General features: G+C 64.5%; 19 protein-coding genes. 11 read left to right on the top strand and 8 right to left on the bottom strand.

Annotation, left to right across the window (positions count from 1 at the left end):
* Positions 1 to 15 precede the first annotated feature (15 nt).
* The 5 genes from KFF05_09730 (at position 16) to KFF05_09710 (ending at position 7749) form a co-directional block, all read left to right on the top strand.
* Positions 16 to 1314: a hypothetical protein gene (locus tag KFF05_09730; protein ID UTW50256.1), complete on the top strand. Its 1299-nt coding sequence runs from the start codon at positions 16 to 18 to the stop codon at positions 1312 to 1314.
* Positions 1315 to 1443: 129 nt separating this feature from the next.
* Positions 1444 to 2187 (top strand): DUF2927 domain-containing protein, encoded by a 744-nt coding sequence (locus KFF05_09725; protein UTW50255.1) that lies wholly within the window; start codon positions 1444 to 1446, stop codon positions 2185 to 2187.
* Positions 2188 to 2305: 118 nt separating this feature from the next.
* Positions 2306 to 3949, top strand: coding sequence for an ATP-binding cassette domain-containing protein (locus tag KFF05_09720; GenBank protein UTW50254.1), 1644 nt, complete (start codon positions 2306 to 2308; stop codon positions 3947 to 3949).
* A gap of 1 nt (position 3950) precedes the next feature.
* Complete coding sequence (locus KFF05_09715; protein UTW50253.1) at positions 3951 to 6380, top strand: ATP-binding cassette domain-containing protein; 2430 nt, start codon at positions 3951 to 3953, stop codon at positions 6378 to 6380.
* A 13-nt stretch (positions 6381 to 6393) separates the two neighbouring features.
* A complete protein-coding gene (locus tag KFF05_09710; GenBank protein ID UTW50252.1) occupies positions 6394 to 7749 on the top strand; it encodes an HlyD family type I secretion periplasmic adaptor subunit in 1356 nt (451 codons plus the stop codon).
* 13 nt (positions 7750 to 7762) lie between these two features.
* On the opposite strand, the gene KFF05_09705 is transcribed toward KFF05_09710, so the two are convergent.
* Positions 7763 to 8209 carry an NUDIX hydrolase gene (locus KFF05_09705; protein ID UTW50251.1) on the bottom strand — a complete coding sequence of 149 codons (447 nt, stop codon included), beginning with the start codon at positions 8207 to 8209 and terminating at the stop codon, positions 7763 to 7765.
* 161 nt (positions 8210 to 8370) lie between these two features.
* Here KFF05_09705 and KFF05_09700 point away from each other — a divergent pair, with 161 nt between their 5' ends.
* The 3 genes from KFF05_09700 to KFF05_09690 are packed head-to-tail and all read left to right on the top strand — an operon-like array spanning position 8371 to position 10561.
* Positions 8371 to 8715: a cyclic nucleotide-binding domain-containing protein gene (locus KFF05_09700; protein UTW50250.1), complete on the top strand. Its 345-nt coding sequence runs from the start codon at positions 8371 to 8373 to the stop codon at positions 8713 to 8715.
* 31 nt (positions 8716 to 8746) lie between these two features.
* Complete coding sequence (locus KFF05_09695; protein UTW50249.1) at positions 8747 to 9637, top strand: alpha/beta hydrolase; 891 nt, start codon at positions 8747 to 8749, stop codon at positions 9635 to 9637.
* A 54-nt stretch (positions 9638 to 9691) separates the two neighbouring features.
* On the top strand, positions 9692 to 10561 hold the full coding sequence (locus tag KFF05_09690) for a DUF502 domain-containing protein (GenBank protein ID UTW50248.1): 870 nt from the start codon (positions 9692 to 9694) through the stop codon (positions 10559 to 10561).
* 23 nt (positions 10562 to 10584) lie between these two features.
* Here the strand turns inward: KFF05_09690 and recG are convergent, their stop codons facing one another.
* Complete coding sequence (gene recG / locus KFF05_09685; GenBank protein ID UTW50247.1) at positions 10585 to 12669, bottom strand: ATP-dependent DNA helicase RecG; 2085 nt, start codon at positions 12667 to 12669, stop codon at positions 10585 to 10587.
* A gap of 96 nt (positions 12670 to 12765) precedes the next feature.
* On the opposite strand from recG, the gene KFF05_09680 reads away from it, so the two are divergent.
* Together KFF05_09680 and mfd are read left to right on the top strand one after the other, a co-directional pair.
* Positions 12766 to 13014, top strand: a complete 249-nt coding sequence (locus tag KFF05_09680) for a succinate dehydrogenase assembly factor 2 (protein ID UTW50246.1) — start codon at positions 12766 to 12768, stop codon at positions 13012 to 13014.
* A gap of 21 nt (positions 13015 to 13035) precedes the next feature.
* On the top strand, positions 13036 to 16518 hold the full coding sequence (gene mfd, locus KFF05_09675; GenBank protein UTW50245.1) for a transcription-repair coupling factor: 3483 nt from the start codon (positions 13036 to 13038) through the stop codon (positions 16516 to 16518).
* A gap of 21 nt (positions 16519 to 16539) precedes the next feature.
* On the opposite strand, the gene KFF05_09670 is transcribed toward mfd, so the two are convergent.
* The 4 genes from KFF05_09670 to KFF05_09655 all read right to left on the bottom strand — a co-directional run bounded on the left by KFF05_09670 (position 16540) and on the right by KFF05_09655 (position 19574).
* Entirely contained in the window at positions 16540 to 17130 is a 591-nt protein-coding gene (locus KFF05_09670; protein ID UTW50244.1) for a hypothetical protein, read from the bottom strand.
* Between the two features lie 21 nt (positions 17131 to 17151).
* A complete protein-coding gene (locus tag KFF05_09665) occupies positions 17152 to 17784 on the bottom strand; it encodes a DsbA family oxidoreductase (GenBank protein ID UTW50243.1) in 633 nt (210 codons plus the stop codon).
* Between the two features lie 114 nt (positions 17785 to 17898).
* The gene (locus tag KFF05_09660; GenBank protein ID UTW50242.1) at positions 17899 to 18045 is read right to left on the bottom strand and encodes a hypothetical protein; all 147 of its coding nucleotides are present in this window, start codon (positions 18043 to 18045) and stop codon (positions 17899 to 17901) included.
* Positions 18046 to 18284: 239 nt separating this feature from the next.
* The gene (locus tag KFF05_09655) at positions 18285 to 19574 is read right to left on the bottom strand and encodes an MFS transporter (GenBank protein ID UTW50241.1); all 1290 of its coding nucleotides are present in this window, start codon (positions 19572 to 19574) and stop codon (positions 18285 to 18287) included.
* A gap of 151 nt (positions 19575 to 19725) precedes the next feature.
* Here KFF05_09655 and KFF05_09650 point away from each other — a divergent pair, with 151 nt between their 5' ends.
* Positions 19726 to 19971: a hypothetical protein gene (locus tag KFF05_09650; protein UTW50240.1), complete on the top strand. Its 246-nt coding sequence runs from the start codon at positions 19726 to 19728 to the stop codon at positions 19969 to 19971.
* A 116-nt stretch (positions 19972 to 20087) separates the two neighbouring features.
* Here the strand turns inward: KFF05_09650 and KFF05_09645 are convergent, their stop codons facing one another.
* Positions 20088 to 20918, bottom strand: coding sequence for an enoyl-CoA hydratase/isomerase family protein (locus KFF05_09645; GenBank protein UTW53663.1), 831 nt, complete (start codon positions 20916 to 20918; stop codon positions 20088 to 20090).
* Between the two features lie 67 nt (positions 20919 to 20985).
* Positions 20986 to 22179, bottom strand: coding sequence for a CoA transferase (locus KFF05_09640; GenBank protein ID UTW50239.1), 1194 nt, complete (start codon positions 22177 to 22179; stop codon positions 20986 to 20988).
* Positions 22180 to 22209: the final 30 nt, after the last annotated feature.

The following is a 22209-nucleotide window of genomic DNA, read 5'->3' as shown; positions in this document are numbered from 1 at the left end:
TTTCGGAGACATTTCATGTTCCGCGTCACGCCCCCGTCCCGCATCCGCCCGGCTGCCGCCGCGATTTTGATTGCGCAACTGGCCGCCGCGTCGCTCGCTGCGGGCACTGCCCATGCCGCTGATGCCGGACGTATCACCGGGCCGGACATCAACAGGCCCGGCGTGGCTTTGCCGTTGGATCGTCAGGGTGGCGGTTCCGTGGTGCGTCAGGCGCAGCCGGGGAACAGCGACGGCATGGGCGGCAACGGGGGTGAGCAATCCCAGGTCCAGATGACCAAGGAGCCGAGCCTGTTCATTCACCCGGTGCGCGGGTTCTCCTTGCCGCTGCCGGCGGGGGTCGCCGTGTCTCACCGGGGCAAGGAAATGCACGTCGCCGTGCGCTCGCCCAAGGGCTATGTCATGAACCTGCAGACCGGCGACAGCAACCCCTTGGTGCCGCTGACGGGCATGCAGGGGCGCTTGGAATCACATTACCTGAACGAACAACGGGGCCCCTGGCTGCGCAAGTTGGCGGACGGCACCACCGTCGTGGCGGGCCTGTCGGCGATCGACGCCATCTATCAGGGCCACCGCACGAAAACGCGGGTCATCATCGCGCGCGGTGCCCGCACGGATTTCGTGTTCACCTTTACGGCGCCCCTCGACCTTTATGACGAGCACGTTCAAATTTTCAATTGGGTGCTGCTCAACTTCGTGCCGGGTGAGGGCGAACGTCCGGCTCAGGCGCCGGTCGCCGACGCCACGGACGCCAAGGCACCGAAGACACCGGTCAACGTGCCCGTGCGTGCCGGCGACCACGTCGCGTCCATGGCTGCCGGCCGTCCTGAACCGGGGCCTTCGGCGGCGCCACCGCCGGACATGAAGCGGTTCGTTGAACCGGGCTACGGCTTCTTGATGGACTATCCCAAGCAATGGACGGTGTCCAAACCAACGGCCTTTACGGCGACCTTCAGCGGGCCGGAAGGGGCAGCGTCCCACGACGCCGTCGTTTCCGTGCAGAACGTCAATCCGGCGGGCGCGCGGACGGGCGACGAGTCGGCCGTCATGGCGACAGCGGATTTGCTGAAGGCGCTGGAAGCAGGCACCCGCGGCATGACCGTGCTGGGTGAGGGAAAACTGGCTGAATCCCCAGGGTCCCAGTTCATCGCCCGCTATGAATATTCAGGCAAGGCCTATCGCAAATGGGCCGTCGTCGTGCCCCGGCCGGAAGGCACCATCGCCCATATCTGGTCGTTCACGGCGCCCGAGGGGTCGTTCGACAGTTATCGGCCCGTCGCCGAATCCATGCTTCGGTCCTGGACCCTGACGCAGTAGACTGCGGTCTTGCGGCCGCATCCGGCCGCCCGCAGGGTGACCGGGACGAACGGCATGCGCCAGTTCATGCAACTCATTGAAAGATGGGAGCTTTTAACTCTCCGCGGCGCTCTTTTTCCGGCACTGCTGTTGGCTGCCGCCTGTTTTTTCGGCACTGTCCCGACCGCCCGCGCCGATGGCCCTCTGCCGCCGGTCGATGACCTTGTGAAGGCGTTCGAGACCGTCGCCTTCGGTTCGGAAACCAAGGCACTGGCCGCGCGCACGACCCTGTTGCGCTGGGACACGGACGAGATTGCCGTGAACATGACCCAGTTCAAGAGCGAGGGTGAGCGCGAGTTGAAACCCGTGCCCGCACAGGGTTTCTGGGCCAAGTACGCGTGGAACCACCTGCGTACACTCGAAACCCTGACGGGGCTGACCTTCGTCGATTCCATCGCCGCCAAGAAGCGTCCGCGCCTCACCATCGTATTCACGCCCCGCGACCTGTTGACCAAAGTGCCGATCCCGGGCGTCAGCGTCAAGTTACAGCAGGAACTGTCGGCGCCGGGCGGATGCTATTTTCTGTCCTTCGTTGGGGGGCGTATGGGGGCCCTGGACCGGGCCTTCGTTGTCGTCAATACGGACCGCGACGGCTTCCTCATCGATCACTGCCTGCTTGAGGAACTGACACAGTCCCTGGGCCTGCCGAACGACACGGATTTTCTGCGGCCGTCGATTTTTTCCGACCACGACACGCTGCGTAAACTGAGCCCGACGGATGAAATCCTGATCCGCACGCTGTATCACAAGCGCATGTTCGCCGGGATGACGCGCAAAGCAGCCATGACCATGGCGCGCCTGCTGATCGCCCAACAGTTGGCGGCGAAGCGGTAAAAGCGTACATTTTCAAGGGCTCAAGCCGTTTAGAGGTAGCGGATTGTTAACTCCTGGCGGGTAGGTTGGGCGTACGTTCCGGCCCATTCTGCGGCCTGGCCGGGCAAACTGGGGTGACATGATTCCACGGGCAGAGACCTTTGGTGCGGTCTTCGGTCCTGCGTCCGTTCGCGGCGCGGGTTGGGAACTTGCGGCTGCCGGCGTGATCCGCGCGGTGCTTTGGCTCACCCTTCCCATGCTTGTATTGCAGGTCTTCGACCGGGTCCTTCCGGGGGGGCGGAGCGATGACCTGATCCTCCTCACGGCCGCCGTTGCCATGGCGCTTGCGGTGCGGGCCGTGATTGATCTGGCGGCCGCGTCACTGGCGGAAACCGCCGCCCAGGCAGAAGTGCGGGCCGGCAACTGGGCGGCCATTGCCCGTCTGTTTTCGGGAAGGGCTTCCGATGCACCGCCGACCGGGGCGATTTCGGTGCCGGTATCCCATTTATTGATTCTGACCGGATTGCCGGTTCTTGCGGTGGCGCTGACATATCTCGCGGGTGCAATGGCTTTGCCGGCGATCCTTCTTGCCATGGCCGCGGCGGGCGCCGGCCATGTGATCCATCGCGGGGGGAACCCCGTGTCTTCCGCCGACGGTATCGCCGTCCGTATCCTGGACACCCTCTGGACCGTCAAGGCCATGGGGGCGGAAAATCTCGTGCTGCGCCAGGCCGAGGGGGCTGCCCGCGACGCCGCCACGACGGGACGCAACCAAGTACGCTCACTGTTCGCCGCCGGTCGCACGATGGCCCTGTTCGATCACATCACCCTTCTCCTGGCCATCCTTACGGGAACCGTCCTCTGCCTGAACGGGCTAATTACGGTCGGGCAATTGGCGGCGGGGGTGCTGATTTCCTCGGCTCTGGTGCGTGATGCATTTCGCGGCACGGCGGCCTGGACCTTGGCACGGGTGGGGCGCGACCATGGTGACGCAACGGCGTCGGCCGCGGATGTGCCGCAGGAACCGCTGCCCCGCGTGACGGGCAACCTGATGCTCAACCGCGTCAGCCTGGATCAGCCCGCCGACGGCTTGCGCGCCGTGGCACGGAACCTGTTCGACCGTATCCGCATTGAAGTCGAAGTGGGTGAAATGGTCCTGGTTACCGGTGGTGACGTCCAGATGCAGTCGACTTTGTTGCGACTGATGGCCGGGCTGGAGCGCCCGCAATCGGGAACGGTAACCGTCGACGGTTACGATCTCGCGGCCTATCGCCCGGACAGCATCCGTCGCCAGATTGCTTATGTACCGAACCTGGGCAACATCCTGCCGGGCACCCTGCTGGAAAACCTGACGGGCTTTGATTCCGGCCGCGCTGCCGACGCCCTGGGGGCGGCCCGGCTGACCGGCTTGGATGCCCGCGCCGCCTGTCTGGCGGACGGGTTCGACACGCGTTTGCAGAGCGGGGCGGCGGGTTTCCCCGCCGGGTTCCGCCAGCATGTCGCAATGACCCGGGCGCTTGCCTTCAAGCCGAAGATATTGTTGCTTGATCGTGCGACGGAAAATCTCGACAGCCTGGACGTGCGCACGGTCTCGGAGGTGTTGGAGCGACTCAAGGGCCGGGTCACCATCGTCTTCGCCTCGACCCAGGCGGGTTTGCGCACCATGGCCGACCGCGAAATCGACCTCGATAACCTGAAGCCGGCGCCGGAAATCGGCGCGGCCGGCGACGAAGCCGACGAGGGCGGGGACACCCCCATCCCAGGACCTGACGGGGAGGGCTGAGATGGTGAGCCGCATCCCTCATTTCGAAGCAACAGAAGCCCTGTTCACCCGCGCCTTGTCGGCGGGCTTGGACAGTGTCGTCGAAGCGGAGAGCGTGCGTCCCCGGGGGCCGTGGCGTGCGTTGCGCCTCAACCGGTTGGAAGGGATCGATCCCCACGCCCAGGTGCCGCCGCCGCTGCTGGCCCTGTCATCCGAGGCCGCTGTTGGCGTCGCCGAGCCGGAGCCCGAGGAAACACCGCCCAGCCCCCAGGACCTGGAAGTGGCGTTGTCCGAGGCCGTGGATCTGCCCGACGATTGGACCATGGCGGCAGCGCTGGCGGGGGGAACCAACATCGCCCATTGCCTGCGCGAATTGCTCCAGGCCTTGGACTGGAATGGGGCGCCGCGTCAGGTGGTCGAGGTTCTGCCGGCCCTCAACGCGCCGCTGGACGCCTCCGACGCGGTGATGGTTATGGCCCGGCTTGGGTTCCGCTGCCGCTCGTTCCGCGCCAGACTTAATGAACTGGGGCCGCAGGATTTCCCGGCTCTGTTCACCACCAAGTCCGGGGACGTCCTGGTGCTGGAGCGGTTCGGGCAGAATTCCTTGCCGGGGTTCGATGGAGCAACGCGTACCCGCCGGCCCATCGCCCGCGATCGGCGCGCCGGGCGGGTGCATGTCTTCACCGCCGCCGAACCGATGGCGGATACCGCACCGCCGGCGGAACCGTTTGCCTTTCTCCGGTCATTGCTGCGGGGACGGCTGCGTGCCATGGGGGCCGTGGCATTGGTCCAGGGAATCCTGGCACTGGCCGGGCCGCTGCTGCTGCTGGTGGCACTCGACGATGTCGTGCCGTCGGCCGCCCTGCCCATGATTCTGTTCTTCACCGGGGCGGCGGCGCTGACCATGGTGTTTGAGATTCCGTTCCGCGCCTGGCGGGACCGCATGGCCGCCCCCGTGGCGACGGCGGCGGCGGGTCTTGCCCTGGGTGCCTTGACGCGGACCCTGTTCCTGCCGCCGGAAACCTTGAAGGACACCACGGCGGGCGCGCGTCGTAGCCGGTTTGATGACTTTCACGCAGGCGGTCCCGAACCGGCGGTACGGTTGGTGCGGGCCGCCCTCGGCCTGCCGGCCGCGGTGATCGCCCTTGCCGTCGTGGCGTATCTTGCCGGCGCATTGGTTGCCGTCCCGGTCCTTGGCGTCTTCGCGGTCGCCGTTGCGGGCTGGGTGTTGAAGGATGGCGTGCGCAGCGCGATGGCACGGGCTGTTGGTGCGGCCGGAGAATCCGCCCAAAACTGGTTTGAGGCCGTCCGTGTCCGTGCCGAGGCAATCGCGGCCGGCTGCGAGGACGCCGTCGCCAGGCGGATCGAGCGTACCACCGCCGAGGCCGTCCGCACCCGGCGCGATGCTGCCAACCGCACCCGCCGTGTTGCTTTGATCGGACGTTGGATCGCAGGTGCCACCGTCGCCGCGACGGCGGCGGCCGGGGCCTACCTGAGCCTTTCCGATGGCCTGAGCCAAGGGGCCTTGGCGGCGTCTGTCCTGTTGACGGCGGCGGCGCTTCGCGCGGTCGCCCGCGTGACGGACGAGGCCGGCAACGCCGCGCGCCTATGGTGCGGCTTGACCCAGGCGGGACGCCTGCATGCGATCCGCGCCGAGCGCAGCACCGCCCGGCCGTCGTTACCGCCGCGCACCTTGGCCGGGCATGTTGATGTCAGCGGCCTGTCGACGGCGTCCACGGGCGGCATCGAAATGCCGCTCGACGATGTGTCGCTTTATGCCGACCCCGGCGAGGTCGTCGCCGTTGTCGGTGATTATCAGTCGGGCAAGTCGGCGCTGCTGCGGGTGCTGGCGGGGCTGGAGCCCACCGCTGCCGGGCACGCCCGTCTGGATGGCGTCGAAACGGGCCTGTTCGATCCCGTGCAGTTGCGGCAGTCCGTCGCCTACGTGCCGGAGATGCCGGAATTCCTGCCGCTCAGCATCGAGGACAATTTGCGGCTGATGAACCCGGTCGCTTCGGAGGCGGATATCCAATCCGCCTGCAATCTCGCCGGTGTGATGGAGGACATCCGCGTATTGGAAACGGGTGTCGGCGGCAATCGGCGGTTTGGTTTGGCCGTCAATATGGGGTTGATCGACCACGATCCGCAGCCGGGATTCCTGAAGCGCGTCGCGCTGGCCCGCGGCTATGTTCGCCGCAGCGGCCTGTTGCTGCTCGACGGGCCGGAACGCCATTTGGACCCGGAGGGCGAACATGCCTTGCTGCGTGCCATCGAGGAATTGCGCGGCACGACGACCGTTATCGTCGCCACGGATCGACCGCAGATCATTCGTCTGGCTGACCGGGTGATCTGGTTGGAAGGCGGACGGACCCGCGCCGAGGGGCCGTCGTCTGCGGTCTTGGAACAGCTTTACGCGGAAGGGCGGGTCGGACAGACTCTCGCTGAACAATGACCTTGGCCGAACGATGACCCAGCCCGGCACCACCCCGTCCTATACCAGCGAAACCCAGGCACCGGCCCAGGGGCAGCCGGCCCTTGCCGTGCTGGAAGACGGCACGGCGTCGGCGGGTGAAGGCCGCCGCCGTCTGTGGTCGCGGGGCATGATCGCGGGGCCTGTCGTTATTGTCGCTGCCGTGGGGATTTGGGCGGCGTTCGCTGAGGTTCAGGAAACGGTCGAGGCCGAGGGCGCCGTCGTGCCCGCCGGTCAGGTGCGCGCGGTCCAGCATCTTGAGGGCGGCGTGGTGGTTGAGGTCCTGGCCAAGGAAGGCCAGTTGGTCGACCAGGGGGCCGTGCTGCTGCGTCTCGACCCGGCGCAGATCAAGGCGCGGTACGAGCAGGCGCGGATCGAGGAAGCGGCACTCGCCCTCAAGGCGGAACGCCTGCGCGCCATCGGCGATGGCCGCGAGCCCAATTTCGGTTTCGCCGACCCCAAGTTCCAGTCCCTCGTGCAGGACCAATGGGCGGTCTATAACGGCTATCAGCGGGCCCAGGAAAACCGCCGCATCATTCTGGAATCGCGCATCCAGCAGCGTCAGGCCGACCTTGACCGTCTGAGGGGTGAGGATGAAACCCTGACCCGCAAGGCGCAGATTCTGGCCGAGGAACTGGCCATGCGGGAAGAACTGTTCCGCAAGGGCCTGAGCCCCAAGATCCTTTTGCTCAACGTGCGCCGTCAGGTCGCCGACGTGCGCGGCGACATGGCCACGGTCATCACCCGCCGCGAGAAACTGACCCAGGCGGTCGAGGAGGCGAAGACGGAGCTCGATGCCCTGGAAAGCCAAAGCCGTGAAGAAGCCCTGGCCGAATTCGGCCTTGTCACAGCCAAGCTGGCCCAGGCGTCGGAAGAGGTGAAGCAACTGGCGGCGCGGGTCGCCGCCTTCGATATCCATGCCCCCGTGAAGGGGTTCGTGAAGGGCATCGGCGGTTATGCCAAGGACCGCATCGTTCCCGCGGGGGCGACGGTCATGGAGATTGTGCCTGTCGATGACGATCTGATCGCCGAGGTCCGCCTGGCCCCTCGGGACATCAGCCGCGTTACCGTGGGCCAGCCGGTCGCCGTGCAGATAACCGGTGCGGGATCGGGGCGGGCGGGATTGGTCGGCGGCGAACTGCGCGACGTTTCCGCCGGCACCTTCACGGACACTGCCGGCAAGCCTTATTACCGTGCCACGGTCGTTCTGGATCAGGCTTTCATCGGCGATGACCCCAACGCCAATAGAATCTTGCCGGGAATGCAGGTCAGCGTGCGCGTGCGCACAGGGCGGCGGACCTTGTTGGAATATCTGTTTCGGCCGGCGTCGGCGCCCCGGCGTCTTTTATAAAATTCCGTAAGCGTCAATCCGACGGCGGCAAAGCCTCGGTCATTTTCGCCGCCAGTTCGATGATGCGCCGGGTTTCCGACCACAGCGGCAGGTCGGGTACATCGGCCAACGGCATCCACAAGGCATCGGCAGCGTCGCCGGCGGCCCGGGGTTCGCCCGCGACCCAGCGGCAAACCACGTCGACCAGGGTGTAATGGAATTGCAGACGACCATCGTCGTCCTTGGTCATGCTGTCGACCACGTCGATCAGGCCCAGGACTTCGGCCTCGACCCCTGTTTCCTCCATGACCTCGCGCAGTGCCCCCTCATGGACGGTCTCGCCGACATGCTGTGCGCCGCCGGGCAGGGACAGGCTGCCGAGGCGCGGGGGCTTGCCGCGGCGGATCAACAGCACATGATCGTCCTTGAGGACGACGGCGCCGATGCCGACGATGGGGCGTTCGGGATATTCGCGGCTCATGCGGGGTGGTAGGGCATTTGAAAATAGACTCCCCTTGGCGGGTGGAGGGGGTACACTAACCGCAACGGCACATGCCTGGAAACGGGAAACGAAAACGGTGCCGGAGAGGTTGTGAGCGGCTGCGCGTCGGCTGCGTACGGACAGGAAGTGAGGGTTCGGACATGTCGGTCACAGGCGTGCTTGAACGGAAAATGTATCAGGCGGGTGATCGCATCTTCAAAGAGGGCGATGAGGGTTTGTTTGCCTATCTCGTTCAAAGCGGGACCGTCGAAATTTACCGCGAGGGCTCCGAGGAAGTGCTCAGCACCATCGGCGCGGGCGGCATCTTCGGCGAGATGGCGTTGATCGACGGCAAGCCCCGGGCCGCTTCTGCCCGGTCGGCAAGCGGCTGCACCGTGGTCGTCATCAACCGCGCTAATTTTCAGCACCGCATGATGAAATCGGACCCTTTCGTCCAGGGCTTGTTGAAGATCCTGGCGGAAACTGTCAGGCGGATGAGCAAGTGATCCCAGCGCAGAGGAGGCAAGGGACCACTTGATGTTCGACGGCTTTCAACAAGATCGCCGGGAGATCGGCGGCGTCGCCGTCAACTTCCGCACGGGAGGTGAGGGGCCGCCGGTCCTGCTTCTGCACGGCTATCCGCAGACCCATGCCATGTGGCACAAGCTGGCCCCCCTGATGGCGCGGCATTACACCTTGATCATGCCCGATTTGCGCGGTTATGGCGACAGCGGCAAGCCGCCGACGGACGCGGACCATGAGCCCTATTCCAAGCGCGCCATGGCGGGGGACTTGGCAGGCCTGATGGCCGACCTGGGGTTTGATCGCTATGCCGTCGTCGGCCATGACCGGGGCGGGCGGGTCGCCCATCGCCTGACCGCCGACAACCCGGATAAGGTTGTGCGGCTGGCGGTACTCGACATCGCGCCGACGGAACATATGTACCGCATGACGGATATGGAATTCGCCACGGGTTATTACCATTGGTTCTTCCTGATCCAACCGGCCGATCTGCCGGAACGCATGATCGGCGCCGATCCTGAATTCTTCCTGCGCCGCAAGATGGGACAGTGGAGCGGCAAGGGAACCTTGTTCGACGACGCGGCCATGGCCGAATACGTCCGCTGCTTTTCCACGCCGGAAACCATTCATGCGTCCTGCGAGGATTACCGCGCGGCGGCGACCATCGATATGATCCATGACCGGGACGATATGGCGGCGGGTCGCAAGCTGACCTGTCCGGTACTGGCGCTTTGGGGGGCAAAGGGATTGGTCGCCCGCAAGTTCGACGTGCTGGCCGCCTGGCGCGAGCGGGCCGAGAACGTGACCGGCGGGACGCTTGATTGCGGCCATTTTCTTGCCGAAGAGTTGCCGGACGATACCTTTGCCCGGCTGCGGGACTTCCTCGGCGACGGGCCGTGGGATTGAGACGTGATTGATAATTTCCTTATTTGAACCGGAAAACAGAAGGCAACTCTTTACATGAGTGACGAGACGCAACACGGCGACCAGACCCCCGCATCCGACGCCAAACCGGCGTCGAACGGGTTCTTCCCGCGCATGCGGGCCTATTTCTTCGCCGGGATTTTGGTGACGGCACCGATCACCTTCACCTTCTATCTGGCTTGGCTGCTGATCCATTTCGTGGACAACACCATCCGACCGCTGATCCCGGTCAAGTACAACCCGGAAACCTATCTGCCCTTCGCCCTGCCGGGCCTGGGCCTGTTCGTGCTGATCGTCGGCCTGACGCTGACCGGTGCCCTGACGGCGGGGTTCATGGGACGCTTCTTCATCAAGCTGAGCGAGCACATCCTCAACCGTATGCCGGTGATCCGCAGCGTCTACAACGCGACCAAGCAGATTCTCGAAACGGTGCTGGCGCAGCAGTCGAATGCGTTCCGCGAGGCCGTGTTGGTCGAATACCCCCGGCGCGGCATATGGGCCATTGCCTTCATCACCGGTACCACAACGGGCGAGGTGCAGAATGTGACGCAGGAGGAATGCATCAACATCTTCATTCCGACGACGCCGAACCCGACCTCAGGGTTCCTGTTGTTCGTGCCCAAGGAGGATCTGGTCAGCCTGGATATGTCCGTCGAGGAAGCGATCAAGATGGTGATTTCCGGCGGCATCGTCACGCCGCCCGACCGCCGGCCGGATGCGCTGAAGAAGCAGCCCGTGACCTCGGCCCGAGTGTATGAAGAATTGGAGGTTCTGCGCGAAACCGAAAACACGCCCGTGGTTCTGGCGGCCAAGCGTCCCGCCGAAATTCAGAAAGACTTGCAGGCATCGCTGCCGGCGGGTGAACGAGGACGGACCAAGAAGCCGAAAAACGGCGACAAGTCCTAACCGGCCAACCTAATCTGCCCGCCCTAACCTGACCGCAGGGTCCGTGCCGCCGCGTCCCGTTCGAACAGGTAGAGCAGAACGCGAAGGGCCGCGCCCCGGTCCGATTTCAGGTCCGCATCCCGGTTGAGGATCAGCGCCGCGTCGTCCCGCGCCATGGCCAACAGGTCGCCATGGTGGGCAATGTCGGCAAGACGGAAGGTCGGCAGGCCGCTTTGCCGCGTGCCCAACAGTTCCCCGGCACCCCGCAGTTTCAAATCTTCCTCGGCGATGCGGAATCCGTCGTCCGTATCGCGCAGGATTTTCAGGCGCGATCGCGCAGTTTCCGACAACGGTGGCGCATAGAGCAGCAGACAGGTGCCCGGCTTGTTGCCGCGCCCGATGCGGCCGCGCAATTGATGCAATTGGGCCAGGCCGAACCGCTCCGCATGTTCGATGACCATGACCGTGGCGTCGGGCACGTCGACGCCGACCTCGATCACCGTGGTTGCGACCAGAATTTGCAACGGGCCGTTGGCGAAGGCATCCATGACGGCGTCCTTTTCCGACGCCTTCAACCGGCCATGAACCAGCCCGACCCGGTCGCCGAACACCTGTTTCAAATGGGCGTACCGGTCTTCCGCCGCGGCCGCGTCGATCTTTTCCGATTCCTCGACCAATGGGCAAACCCAATAAGCCTTGGCCCCGGTCGCCAGGGCGCGCGTCAGGCCGTCGACGACCTCGGCCAGGCGGTCGGCAGGCAGGGCCCGAGTGTCGATGGGCGCACGGCCAGGCGGCTTTTCCGTCAGGCGAGAGGCCTCCATGTCGCCGTAGGCTGTGAGCATCAGGGTGCGCGGAATCGGCGTCGCCGTCATCACCAGCACGTCGCACTTGCGACCTTTGGCCGTGATGGCCAAGCGCTGGTGCACGCCGAATCGGTGTTGTTCGTCGACCACGGCGAGGGCCAGGTCCTTGAACGCGACGTCTTCGGTGAACAATGCATGGGTGCCGACGGCAAGGTCCGTGCTGCCTTGGGCTAGGTCGGCCAGGATCGCATCCCGGGTCTTGCCTTTCTCCCGCCCGGTCAGAAGGGCGATGGATAGGCCGGCCGACTTGGCGAGCGGCTCCAGCGTCGCAAAGTGTTGCCGGGCGAGAATTTCCGTGGGCGCCATGAGGACGGCCTGAGCCCCGGACTCGACCGCCCGCGCCATGGCCAACAGCGCCACCAGGGTCTTGCCCGATCCGACGTCGCCCTGCAGCAGGCGCAGCATGCGTTCGGGCGCTGCCATGTCGCCGGTGATCTCGGCCACGGCCATGACTTGCGACGGTGTCAGTCTGAAGGGCAGGGCCTTGGTGATCCGGTCCATGATCTTGCCGTCGCCCGAGGTTGCGCGGCCCGCAACCTTGCGCATGTCGCGGCGTACCAGGGCGAGGGCGAGTTGGTTGGCCAGAAGTTCGTCATAGGCGGCGCGGCGATGTGCCGGGGCGTCGGGGGCCGTATCAGCCTGGGTTTCCGGGTGGTGCAGGGCTTCCATGGCCGGCCGCCAAGCGGGCCAGCCCTCGCGCTGGGTGACGGCGGGGTCGAGCCAGTCAGGCAGTTCAGGCGTGGCCTTGATCGCGGCCAGCACCGCGCGGCCGAAGGTCTTGGGCGACAGGCCGGCGGTCATGGGATAGACGGGCTCGGCTTTCAAAATCTGGTCGCGCTCCGCCACCGGCACGATGTGGTCCGGATGGGTTATTTGCAGATTGTCGCCGTAGCGTTCGATCACGCCGGACACAATGCGGGTTTCGCCCTCGGGCAGGATCTTGGCCAGGTAGTCGTCCCGGGCATGAAAGAACACGAGGGTGAGAAAACCCGAATCGTCGGAAACCTGAACCTTGTAGGGTTGACGACGGTTGTGGGGCTTGGCGTGGGGGCCGACGGTCACGGTCAGGGTGGCGACGCGCCCGGCTTCGGCCTCGGCGACCTTGGGCGCGTAACGGCGATCGACGATTCCGGTCGGCAGATGGAACAACAGATCAAGCAGCCGCCCGCCGCCGCACAGCTTTTCAATCACCGATCCCACGCGCGGCCCGACGCCGGGCAGCGTCGTCACGGGCTTGAACAGAGGGAACAGGATTTCCGGGCGCATTTTGGGGCAGGGCCTTTTCGACGGCTGACAAGGCGGGTTGAAGCGACTATATCCTACGTTCCCCGACGCGATCTTTCGATAGGAACCGGCCCCCAGATGGACGCCCGCCGCAAACGCATTCTTTTTCGTGCCCAGCACTGCGGCATGAAAGAGAACGATATCATCCTGGGCGGTTTCGCCGAGGCACGGATCGAGGCCCTGTCCGAGGCCGACCTGGACGCCTTCGAGGTGTTGTTGAAGCAACCCGACAATGATGTCTACACCTGGGTCTCTGGGCGTGAAGCACCGCCTGCCGAATTCGCGACGGACCTGATGCGCCAAATTCTCACCTTCAATGACCAGTAATCACAAGACCCCGTGACCGGCATGGAAAAACATTGGTATTCGCCCGGCGTGCGCCGCGTGTTCGGCGTGCCCGGCGGCGCGGAAGCCCTGATTCTGGCTGATGCGGCACGGGCCGGAAAGGCCGTTCTGTTCATCGCGCGCGACGACGTGCACATGGACCAGGCGGCGGAAGCCCTTGCCTTCATGGCGCCGGACCTTGCCGTGCTGACCTTTCCCGCCTGGGACTGTCTGCCGTACGACCGGGTGTCGCCCAAGACCGACATCGTCGCCCGCCGGGTCGGCACCCTGACCGAACTGCGTCACGGCGTGACAGGTAAGGGCACACCGCCGGTCGTGCTGACGACCGTGTCGGCGGTTCTGCAGCGCGTTCCGCCCAGGGCCTACTTCGACGATGCGGGGCTGAACCTTCGCGTCGGCGACCGCACGGGGCCGGAAAAGGTTCTGGAAAGCCTTGCCCATGCGTCCTACCAGCGGGTCGAAACGGTGTACGAGCCCGGTGAATACGCCGTGCGCGGCGGCATCATCGACATCTATCCGGCGGGGGCGGCGAACCCCGTCCGCCTGGATTTTTTCGGCGACGAGTTGGAACAGGTGCGGACCTTCGACCCGACATCTCAACGCTCCGACGCCAAGCTCGACGGTTTCGCCATTCGCCGGGCACTTGAGGCCCCCTTGGATGCGGAAGCCGTCTCGCGATTTCGCTCCGGTTACCGCGTCGCCTTCGGCACGGGCGGCGACGATGATCCCTTGTACGAAAGCATTTCCGCCGGGCGGGCGCATCCGGGCATGGAACATTGGCTGCCTTTGTTCCATGAAGGCATGGACACTTTGTTCGATTTCCTGCCCGACGACGTGATCATCGCGCTGGAACCCCAGGCGGGCGAGTCGGCCGAAGGCCGCCTTGCCATGATCGCCGATTATCATCAGGCGCGGGTGGAAATGGCGAACACGCCCCAGGGCGCCATGGCGGGCGTGCCCTATCGGCCGTTACCGCCGGAACAATTGTACCTGGCGCCCGACGAATGGCGGCAGATCGAAGGCAGCCTGAACGTGCGCGAACTGTCGGCCTTCGACGCCGCCGGTGACTGGCCCGACGCCATCGACCTGGGCGGCCGGCCGGGCCGTGAATTCGGCGATGTGCGCGCCCGGCCTGACGCCGATGTGTTTCAGGAGACGGCGGCACATGTGAAGGCGTTGTTGGCCGATGGCCACACCGTCGTGGTCGATACCTATTCCGAGGGTGCCCGTACGCGGCTGATCACCGTGCTGGCGGAACGCGGCGTGACGCTGACGCCCGCCGCCGACTGGCAATCGGCGCTTAAGGGGCCGGGGGCTTCGGCGATCGTGCTGGGCCTGCCGCGTGGCTTCGTGCTGCCGGGCCGAGTCACCGTCGTCTCGGAACAGGATATTTTGGGCGAGCGCGTGGTGCGCCGCCACCGGGTCAAGGTGCGCCCGGAAAACCTGATCGCCAGCGTGTCCGACATCAACGAGGGCGATCTGGTCGTCCATGCGGAACACGGGATCGGGCGCTACGACGGGTTGCAGACCATCGACGTCGGCGGGGCGGCGCATGATTGCCTGATGCTGGTCTATGCCGGCGACGACAAGCTGTTCATTCCGGTCGAAAATATCGAGATTGTCACGCGCTACGGCTCCGAAGGCGGGCCGGGGCAGTTGGACCGCCTGGGCGGCGCCGCCTGGCAGGCGCGCAAGGCCAAGATGAAGGCGCGTATCCGCGACATGGCGGAAAAGCTCATGCAGGTCGCGGCGGAACGCCTGATGAAGGACGCGCCGCGCCTGGAAGGGCACCCGGGGGCCTACGACGAATTCTGTGCGCGTTTTCCTTATGACGAGACGGAAGACCAGCTGCGCGCCATCTCCGATACTCTTGAAGATCTGGCCAAGGGTCTGCCGACGGACAGATTGGTCTGCGGCGATGTCGGTTTCGGCAAGACCGAGGTGGCGCTGCGCGCCGCCTTCACCGCGGCCCTGACCGGCAAACAGGTCGCCGTCGTGGTGCCGACCACACTGCTGGCGCGTCAGCACTTCAAGACCTTTCAGGAACGCTTCGCCGGTTTCCCCGTGAAGATCGGGCAGCTGTCGCGGCTGGTGACCGCCAAGGACGCGTCCAAGGTCAAGGAAGGCATGGCCAAGGGTGACATCGACATCGTCGTCGGGACCCATGCACTGCTGGCCAAGGACGTGCGCTTCCGCGACTTGGGCCTGCTGATCATCGACGAGGAACAGCACTTCGGCGTCGCCCATAAGGAACAGCTGAAGCAGTTGAAGACCAACGTCCATGTCCTGGTGCTGACCGCGACGCCGATCCCGCGCACCCTGCAGATGGCGTTGTCGGGGCTACGGGAAATGAGCCTGATCGCCACGCCGCCGGTGGACCGGCTGGCCGTGCGCACCTTCGTGCTGCCGTTCGACCCGGTCATCATCCGCGAGGCCATGGTGCGCGAACTGCACCGGGGCGGGCAGGTCTATTACGTTTGTCCGCGCGTGTCCGACCTCGACGGCGTCGCCAATCAGATCACGGAAATGATGCCCGACGCGCGCATCGCCCTGGCTCATGGCCAGATGAAGCCGCGCGACTTGGAAGACGTGTTCCAAGCGTTTGCCGACGGCGCCTATGATGTTCTGGTATCGACCAACATCATCGAATCCGGCCTGGACCTGCCCCGCGTCAACACCATCATCATGCACCGCGCCGACCGCTTCGGGCTGGGCCAGCTCTATCAGCTGCGCGGCCGCGTCGGGCGGTCGAAGATCCGCGCTTATGCCTATCTGACCGTCCCGGCGCGCGGCAAGCTGACACCGACGGCGGAAAAGCGGCTGGAGGTCATGCAGACCCTGGACACCCTGGGGGCTGGGTTCACCCTGGCCAGCCACGACATGGACATCCGCGGGGCGGGCAACCTGCTGGGCGAGGAACAGTCCGGCCATATCCGCGAGGTCGGGGTCGAACTGTACCAGCGCATGCTGGAAGAAGCCGTGGCCGAGGCCAAGAGCGGGGGTGGCGAGAGTGCCACGGACGAGGATTGGAGCCCGCAAATCTCCCTTGGCACTGAAGTGTTAATCCCCGACCACTACGTCGCCGACCTGAGCCTGCGTCTGGATCTGTACCGCAGGATTTCACGCCTGTCCGGCGACGACGAGATGGAGGACCTGGCGGTCGAACTGATCGACCGTTTCGGGCCTCTACCGGAAAGCGTACAGAACCTGTTGGACCTGGTGAAGCTCAAGGGATCGTGCCGCCGCGCCGGGGTCGCCAAGGTCGATGCCGGGCCGCGTGGTGCCACTGTACAGTTCCGCGGTGACGACTTCGCCGATCCGGTGGGTCTCGTGCAATGGATCACCCAACAGAAGGGCAAGGCCAAGCTGCGCCCCGACCATCGGCTGATCTACGTCAGCGACTGGCCCGATAAGCAGGCGCGGACCAAGGGCGTGCGATTCCTGGTGTCGCAACTGGCGGCCATCGCGGGCAAGGCGGCGGCCTAGGCGCTTTCTACTAGTAGGAAATCAGTGAATGACCTTCGTGCCTGTCTGAGTGGCGACGACGGGTTCACCCACGGTCAGCGCCAATCCCCATTCCGCCTTCTGCACAGTGGTCGCCACCATGTGACAGAACCCGTGCAGCAATTTCTTGTCCAGCGTCACGGTGACGTTCATGTCGTTGGAGGTCTGAAACCCCAGCACCAGTTTTTTGCCGTCCCAGGGTTTGACCTTGGCGCCGGTCACGATCATCGGGCCCGTATTGGCGGTCAGGTCTACGGTGTCCTCGTCGTGTTTTCGGGAAAAGTCTGAGTCCTGCACGGCCGCCTGATGCTCCATGCCCAGAACCGCGTCGCGCACCTTGGCCGGCACGTCGGGGGCCGGGGGCGGGGCCTCGGAAGCACCGGCGGGGGCGTCCTCGCCCTTGGCTTGCGGGCGCAGACCGCTGAGGTCCGCCGTCTGCGCCAATTGACCGCCCAGCGCCGGCCACATCGCCGCGATGAAGCGGCGGGTCAGCCACAGGCGGTATTCGGTTTTTTCGCTGGTCGCGATACGCAGCATCATGCGGTCCTCGGTGGGCACGTAGGTCACCGTCATCTGATGCAGGCGTTTTGTCACGGTCGGGTCGCGGCCTCCGGCTCAGGCGGCCGAGGCGGCGGCGTCGAGCATGCGCGCCAGGATCTGCGGTTCCTGGGCGCCGGAAATCACCATGGGGCCGGTGAACACGAAGGACGGCACGCCGTTGACGCCGAGGCGGTGCGCGCGGGCGTTGTCTTGGGTCACGGCCTCCAGATCGGTGTCGCCGGCCAGATAGGTCCGCAAGTCGGCATCATCGAGGCCGTGTCGGGCACCGATGTCGAGCAATACTTGTTCCTCGCCGATGTCGAGGCCATGGACGAAATAGGCGACGAACAGGGCTTCGACCACCGCGTCGGCGGCGGCGCCGTGTCGGGCGGCGTATTTGACCAGGCGGTGAGAATCGACGGAATTGGGGGTCTTCTGTATGCGCTCGAAGGCGAAATCGATCTCGACCGATTGACCGGCTTCACCGATCGCGCCGTAGATGCGCCGGACCCGCGTTTCCGACCCGAACTTCTTGACCAGATAGGCCGTGCGGTCGACGCCGTCGGGCGGCAGTTCGGGGTTCAACAGGAACGGCCGCCAATGGGTGGTGACGTTTAGGTTCGGGCGCAGGGCCAGGGCCTGGTCCAACCGGCGCTTGCCGATGTAGCACCAGGGACAGACGGTATCGTAGATGATTTCGATGTCCACGCGGCGGGCCCTTAATCCCTGATCAGGGCAAAGTATAAGGGGGCGGCACGGACGTGCACACCCCCTTGATACCCGGTTTGCCGGTGGGGAGGGGAGGACCGGCTGGCCGGTGACTCAGTGGCTGAAGCGCGGCCGAGGTTGATAGAGCGCCCGGTTGAACGCGGCCCATTCCGGCGGCGAATAAGGGTAGGCCGTGGTGACCGGCGTCTTCTTGGGCCGGTTGAAGATGAAGCCGCGGAACAGAATGATGTGCGAGAGCATGTCGTGGTCTCCTTTCATGGTGGAGAATCGCTAGACATCAATATACGCACATTGTGCGGAAAATACCATAAAATACGCACACGGTGCGCTTTTATGGTGCGGGATATCTAAAGGTCTATATGTTTATCGGGCAATGTTTTGAACTCGCACAGGTACTTAGCTGCGCCGGGACGATCGGAAAAAAATTTTGGTCTATAAGGTCTAAACCGAAGGCCGGTAGCGGACGGCCGTCGTGGAAATCAGCGCCGCGCGTCCGGCACCCGCAGGATCAAGATGAATCCGACGACAAAGAAGGCGATCACCGTCGCCATGCCGTGGCGCTGGCTTTCGGCCATGCTGGTGGCCCAAGCGACGGCGGCAGGGCCAACGAAGGCCGTCGCCTTGCCGGCAAGCGCCATGAAGCCGAACATTTCCGTGCGCAGGTGGTCGGGGGCGAGATGCGCCATCAGGGACCGACCCGCCGCCTGGCCCGGCCCGACGAACAGGCCGATCCCAAGTGCGAAGGCCCAGAACAGGGCCTTGTCGGTGACGGAGACGATGGCGAGCCCGAACATGATGAGCCCCAACAAGGAAATCAGGATCGTGCGCTTAGGCCCCATCCAATCGTCGACCCAGGCCATGGCGAAGGCGCCGATCCCGGCGGTGATACTCATGCCGATGCCAAGCTGAATGACCTCGGCCTGTTCCATGCCGAAGGTGCCGGCGGCGTAGATACCGCCGAAGGTGAACATGGTGCCGAGCCCGTCCATATAGATCATGTAGCCGACCAGAAAGACGATGATACCGTCGTAATCCCGCGCGCGCTTCAGCGTGCCGCGCAGCGTGGCGATGCCTTCGCGCACCGCCGTCAGGGCTGGCAGGCCGCGGGACGGCGTGTCCGGGGTAAACAGGAAAAGGGGCAGGGAGAACAGGGCCAGCCAGATCGCGACGAAGGGTCCGGAAATGCGCACGTGTTCGGCCGTCTCCTTGTCGAGTCCCAGCCACGGCACCTCTGGCTGTACGAAGCCGACCAGCAATACGACCAGGCAGACGATGCCACCCGCATAGCCGAAGCCCCAGGCCCAGCCCGACAGGCGTCCGATGCGGTCGCGCCCGGCGACGTCGGGCAGCATGGCGTTGTAGAACACGGTTGCCGTCTCGAAAGTGAAATTGGCAGCGGCGGCCAGGACGAGTGCCAACACGACCGATGACGGAGAGGGTTCCACGTACCACATGAGTGCCGTCGCGACGACCAGACCCAGGGTAAACACGAAGATCCAGGGCTTGCGCCGCCCGCCCCGGTCGGCGATGGCGCCCAGGACCGGGGCCGTGACGGCGACGCAGAATGACGAGGCGGAAATGGCGTAGCCCCACATTTCCGTACCGGCGATGGGATCGGCGGCAACGGCCTTGGTGAAATAGGCGCTGAACACGAAGGTCGAGATAACGGCCGCATAGGCTGAATTGGCCCAGTCGTACATGGCCCAGGCGAGAGCGCCCAGGAACGATGCGGGTTTCGTCGGTGCCGTGGGCGGCGGTCGGTCAGTCATCGGCGAGGGAACATGTTGGGGGGGCATCCGGTGACGGTTCGTTGGTGGGGGCGACGGTAAGCCGGATCATCAACGGCAGGCAAGGAAGTTGCAGGGCGATTGCGCAACAGCGTTGCAATGATGGCGCAGACTCGCCATACGGCGGCCATGATTGTCGGGCAAAACCCGTTGGATCGACGATCTTCTTCAACAACATGGTCCGCGAAAGTCAGGCATGCAGTACGATCCCAAAGAAATCGCAAAAAACTTGATCCAAGAGCACGGATTGGACGGTGCCCTTTCCGTCGCCATCGAAGGGGCTATCGATGCGCAACGCGCGGGCGACAATTATACGCTGAGCGTCTGGCGGGAAATTAAGGCGGTCATTCGCAAGCAAATCACCGACCAGGCGGCATGATGTATCTGTCGATTTGATCGCAGTCACGGATCTTGCCCCCGTAATCGGAAACGGGCCCCGTTAGGGGCCCGTTTGTTTAGGTTCTCGTCACTTTCATGGAAGTGACTGCGGTTGCATCACTGTCCCTTGAAGTTCGGCGGCCGCTTGCTGAGAAACGCATCCATGCCTTCGCGGAAATCCTCGCTCATGTAACACATGAGCAGGAGGTCACGGCCGCCGCCCGGCGGCAATTCGGTGCGCAGACGCAGGAACGCCTCTTTCGTCGCCTGCAAGGTGAGGGGAGCATACTCGGAGATCTGGCGGGCGATCTCCTCGGCGCGCGGTGCGACTTCGTCCGGAGTTTCGACCATTTCGGTGATGAAACCGTATTCGAGTGCGGCCGGAGCCTCGATCATCTTCGCACGGAAGATCATGTCCTTTGCGCGGGCCGTGCCGATCAGGTCGGCCAACCTGGCAAAGTTCATCATCGACAGGCAGTTGCCGAGCGTGCGCGCGACGGGAAATCCGAAGCGCGACGTCCGCGCCGCGATACGCAGGTCGCAACAGGCGGCGATGCCGGCGCCACCGCCCGCACAGGCACCGCGAATGGCGGCGATGGTCGGAATCCTGCAGCGTTCCAATGTGCCGAGCGTGCGGTCGATCCGCGCCTCATAGGCAAGCGCATCCTCTTCCTTGTCGAAGGCACGGAACTGCGACATGTCGGTGCCGGCGGCGAAGGCTTTTTCGCCGGCCCCGGTCAGGACGAGCGCCCGGATATCCCGGGTTTCATTGGCATCGGCGCAGATTTGGGCCATGCGTTCATACATCGCGAAGGTCATGGCGTTGCGCGCCTGCGGGCGGTTGAAGGTCAGGAACCCGATACCGTCGCGGACTTCGTAAAGAATGTCTTCGCCGGCTTCGCTGGCGAGATCGGCATCGATGTTGGGGGGCGTGTTGGAGGGCGGCATCATGTGATGGTCCTTCATGGTCGATTGATGGGAATAGGCGTCAGCAGTGGGGATGACAATGCACCGCTTATACGACGCCGGCGTCTTTGAGGTCGGCGATTTCCGCAGGTGAATACCCGAATTCCTGCAGAATTTCGTCGGAGTGCTCGCCACGTTCCGGCGGGGCCAGCTTCATCGAACTGGGTGTCTTATTCATCTTGATCGGCTGGCCGACCAAGGTGAGTTCACCAAGCGTATTCGACGTCACCTTTTGGGCCATTTCAAGGTGCTGAACCTGGGGATCGGCGAAGACCTTGTCGATGGTGTTGATCGGCCCGGCCGGCACGCCCGATTTGTTGAAGCGGCTGATCCAGGTGTCGCTGTCGGCGGTGCGGAGAATGGCATTGATCTCTTCGCCGAGCGCGTCGCGATTCTGAGAGCGCAGGGCAGAGGTCTTGTAATCCGGGTGTTCGATCAGGCGTTCGGCGTCGACAGCCTGGCAAAACCGTTCCCAGATCACCTGACCTGTGACCGCCAGATTGATGTAGCCGTCAGAGGTCTCGAAGACGCCGGTCGGGATTGACGTGGGATGATTGTTGCCGGCCTGGGGCGGCACTTCACCATTGATCAGCCAACGCGTCGCCTGGAAATCGAGCATCGCGATCTGGGACTGCAGAAGAGAGGTCTGCACCCATTGACCTTCGCCGATCTCATCGCGGGCCAAAAGGGCGACGAGAATGCCGAGTGCGCAATAAAGGCCGGAGGTCAGATCGGCGATCGGTATGCCGACACGCATCGGACCTTCGCCGGGCTTGCCGGTGATCGACATCAAGCCGCCCATGCCTTGGGCGATCTGATCGAATCCGGGCCGCTTGGCGTAGGGGCCATCCTGCCCAAAACCCGAAATCGACGCATAGACCAGTTGCGGGTTGATGGCCCGTAGGCTTTCGTAGTCGATACCGAGCCGGTCTTTTACATCGGGGCGGAAGTTCTCGACGAGGACATCCGCCTTTTCGACCAGACGTTTCAACACGGCAAGGCCCTCCGGTGACTTCAGGTTGAGCGTCATCGCGCGCTTGTTGCGGTGGAGATTCTGAAAGTCGGAGCCGTGCCGTGGGCCGCCCGGGCCTTCTGCTGCATCCAATGCCTCGGGAAGTTCGACCTTGATGACGTTGGCACCCCAATCGGCCAATTGGCGAACGCAGGTGGGACCGGAACGGACGCGCGTCAGGTCAAGGACGGTAAAGCGCGACAGGGCAGGCGAGGCAGGGGTGAATGGCATGTGCGGTCTCCATATTGGTCGCAAGGGTTA

It is taken from the genome of bacterium SCSIO 12827, from assembly GCA_024397995.1.
Lineage (GTDB): Bacteria > Pseudomonadota > Alphaproteobacteria > Rhodospirillales > Casp-alpha2 > UBA1479.
This window is presented reverse-complemented; position numbering and strand designations above follow the sequence as displayed.

Excerpts from the sequence above, each read along its gene's own strand:
- KFF05_09710 (UTW50252.1), top strand. The coding sequence starts at position 6,394 with ATGACCCAGCCCGGCACCACCCCGTCCTATACCAGCGAAACCCAGGCA.
- KFF05_09720 (UTW50254.1), top strand. The coding sequence starts at position 2,306 with ATGATTCCACGGGCAGAGACCTTTGGTGCGGTCTTCGGTCCTGCGTCC.
- KFF05_09715 (UTW50253.1), top strand. The coding sequence starts at position 3,951 with ATGGTGAGCCGCATCCCTCATTTCGAAGCAACAGAAGCCCTGTTCACC.
- KFF05_09695 (UTW50249.1), top strand. The coding sequence starts at position 8,747 with ATGTTCGACGGCTTTCAACAAGATCGCCGGGAGATCGGCGGCGTCGCC.
- mfd (UTW50245.1), top strand. The coding sequence starts at position 13,036 with ATGGAAAAACATTGGTATTCGCCCGGCGTGCGCCGCGTGTTCGGCGTG.
- KFF05_09690 (UTW50248.1), top strand. The coding sequence starts at position 9,692 with ATGAGTGACGAGACGCAACACGGCGACCAGACCCCCGCATCCGACGCC.
- KFF05_09730 (UTW50256.1), top strand. The coding sequence starts at position 16 with ATGTTCCGCGTCACGCCCCCGTCCCGCATCCGCCCGGCTGCCGCCGCG.
- KFF05_09705 (UTW50251.1), bottom strand. The coding sequence starts at position 8,209 with ATGAGCCGCGAATATCCCGAACGCCCCATCGTCGGCATCGGCGCCGTC.
- KFF05_09655 (UTW50241.1), bottom strand. The coding sequence starts at position 19,574 with ATGACTGACCGACCGCCGCCCACGGCACCGACGAAACCCGCATCGTTC.
- recG (UTW50247.1), bottom strand. The coding sequence starts at position 12,669 with ATGCGCCCGGAAATCCTGTTCCCTCTGTTCAAGCCCGTGACGACGCTG.
- KFF05_09660 (UTW50242.1), bottom strand. The coding sequence starts at position 18,045 with ATGCTCTCGCACATCATTCTGTTCCGCGGCTTCATCTTCAACCGGCCC.
- KFF05_09700 (UTW50250.1), top strand. The coding sequence starts at position 8,371 with ATGTCGGTCACAGGCGTGCTTGAACGGAAAATGTATCAGGCGGGTGAT.
- KFF05_09680 (UTW50246.1), top strand. The coding sequence starts at position 12,766 with ATGGACGCCCGCCGCAAACGCATTCTTTTTCGTGCCCAGCACTGCGGC.
- KFF05_09645 (UTW53663.1), bottom strand. The coding sequence starts at position 20,918 with ATGCCGCCCTCCAACACGCCCCCCAACATCGATGCCGATCTCGCCAGC.
- KFF05_09640 (UTW50239.1), bottom strand. The coding sequence starts at position 22,179 with ATGCCATTCACCCCTGCCTCGCCTGCCCTGTCGCGCTTTACCGTCCTT.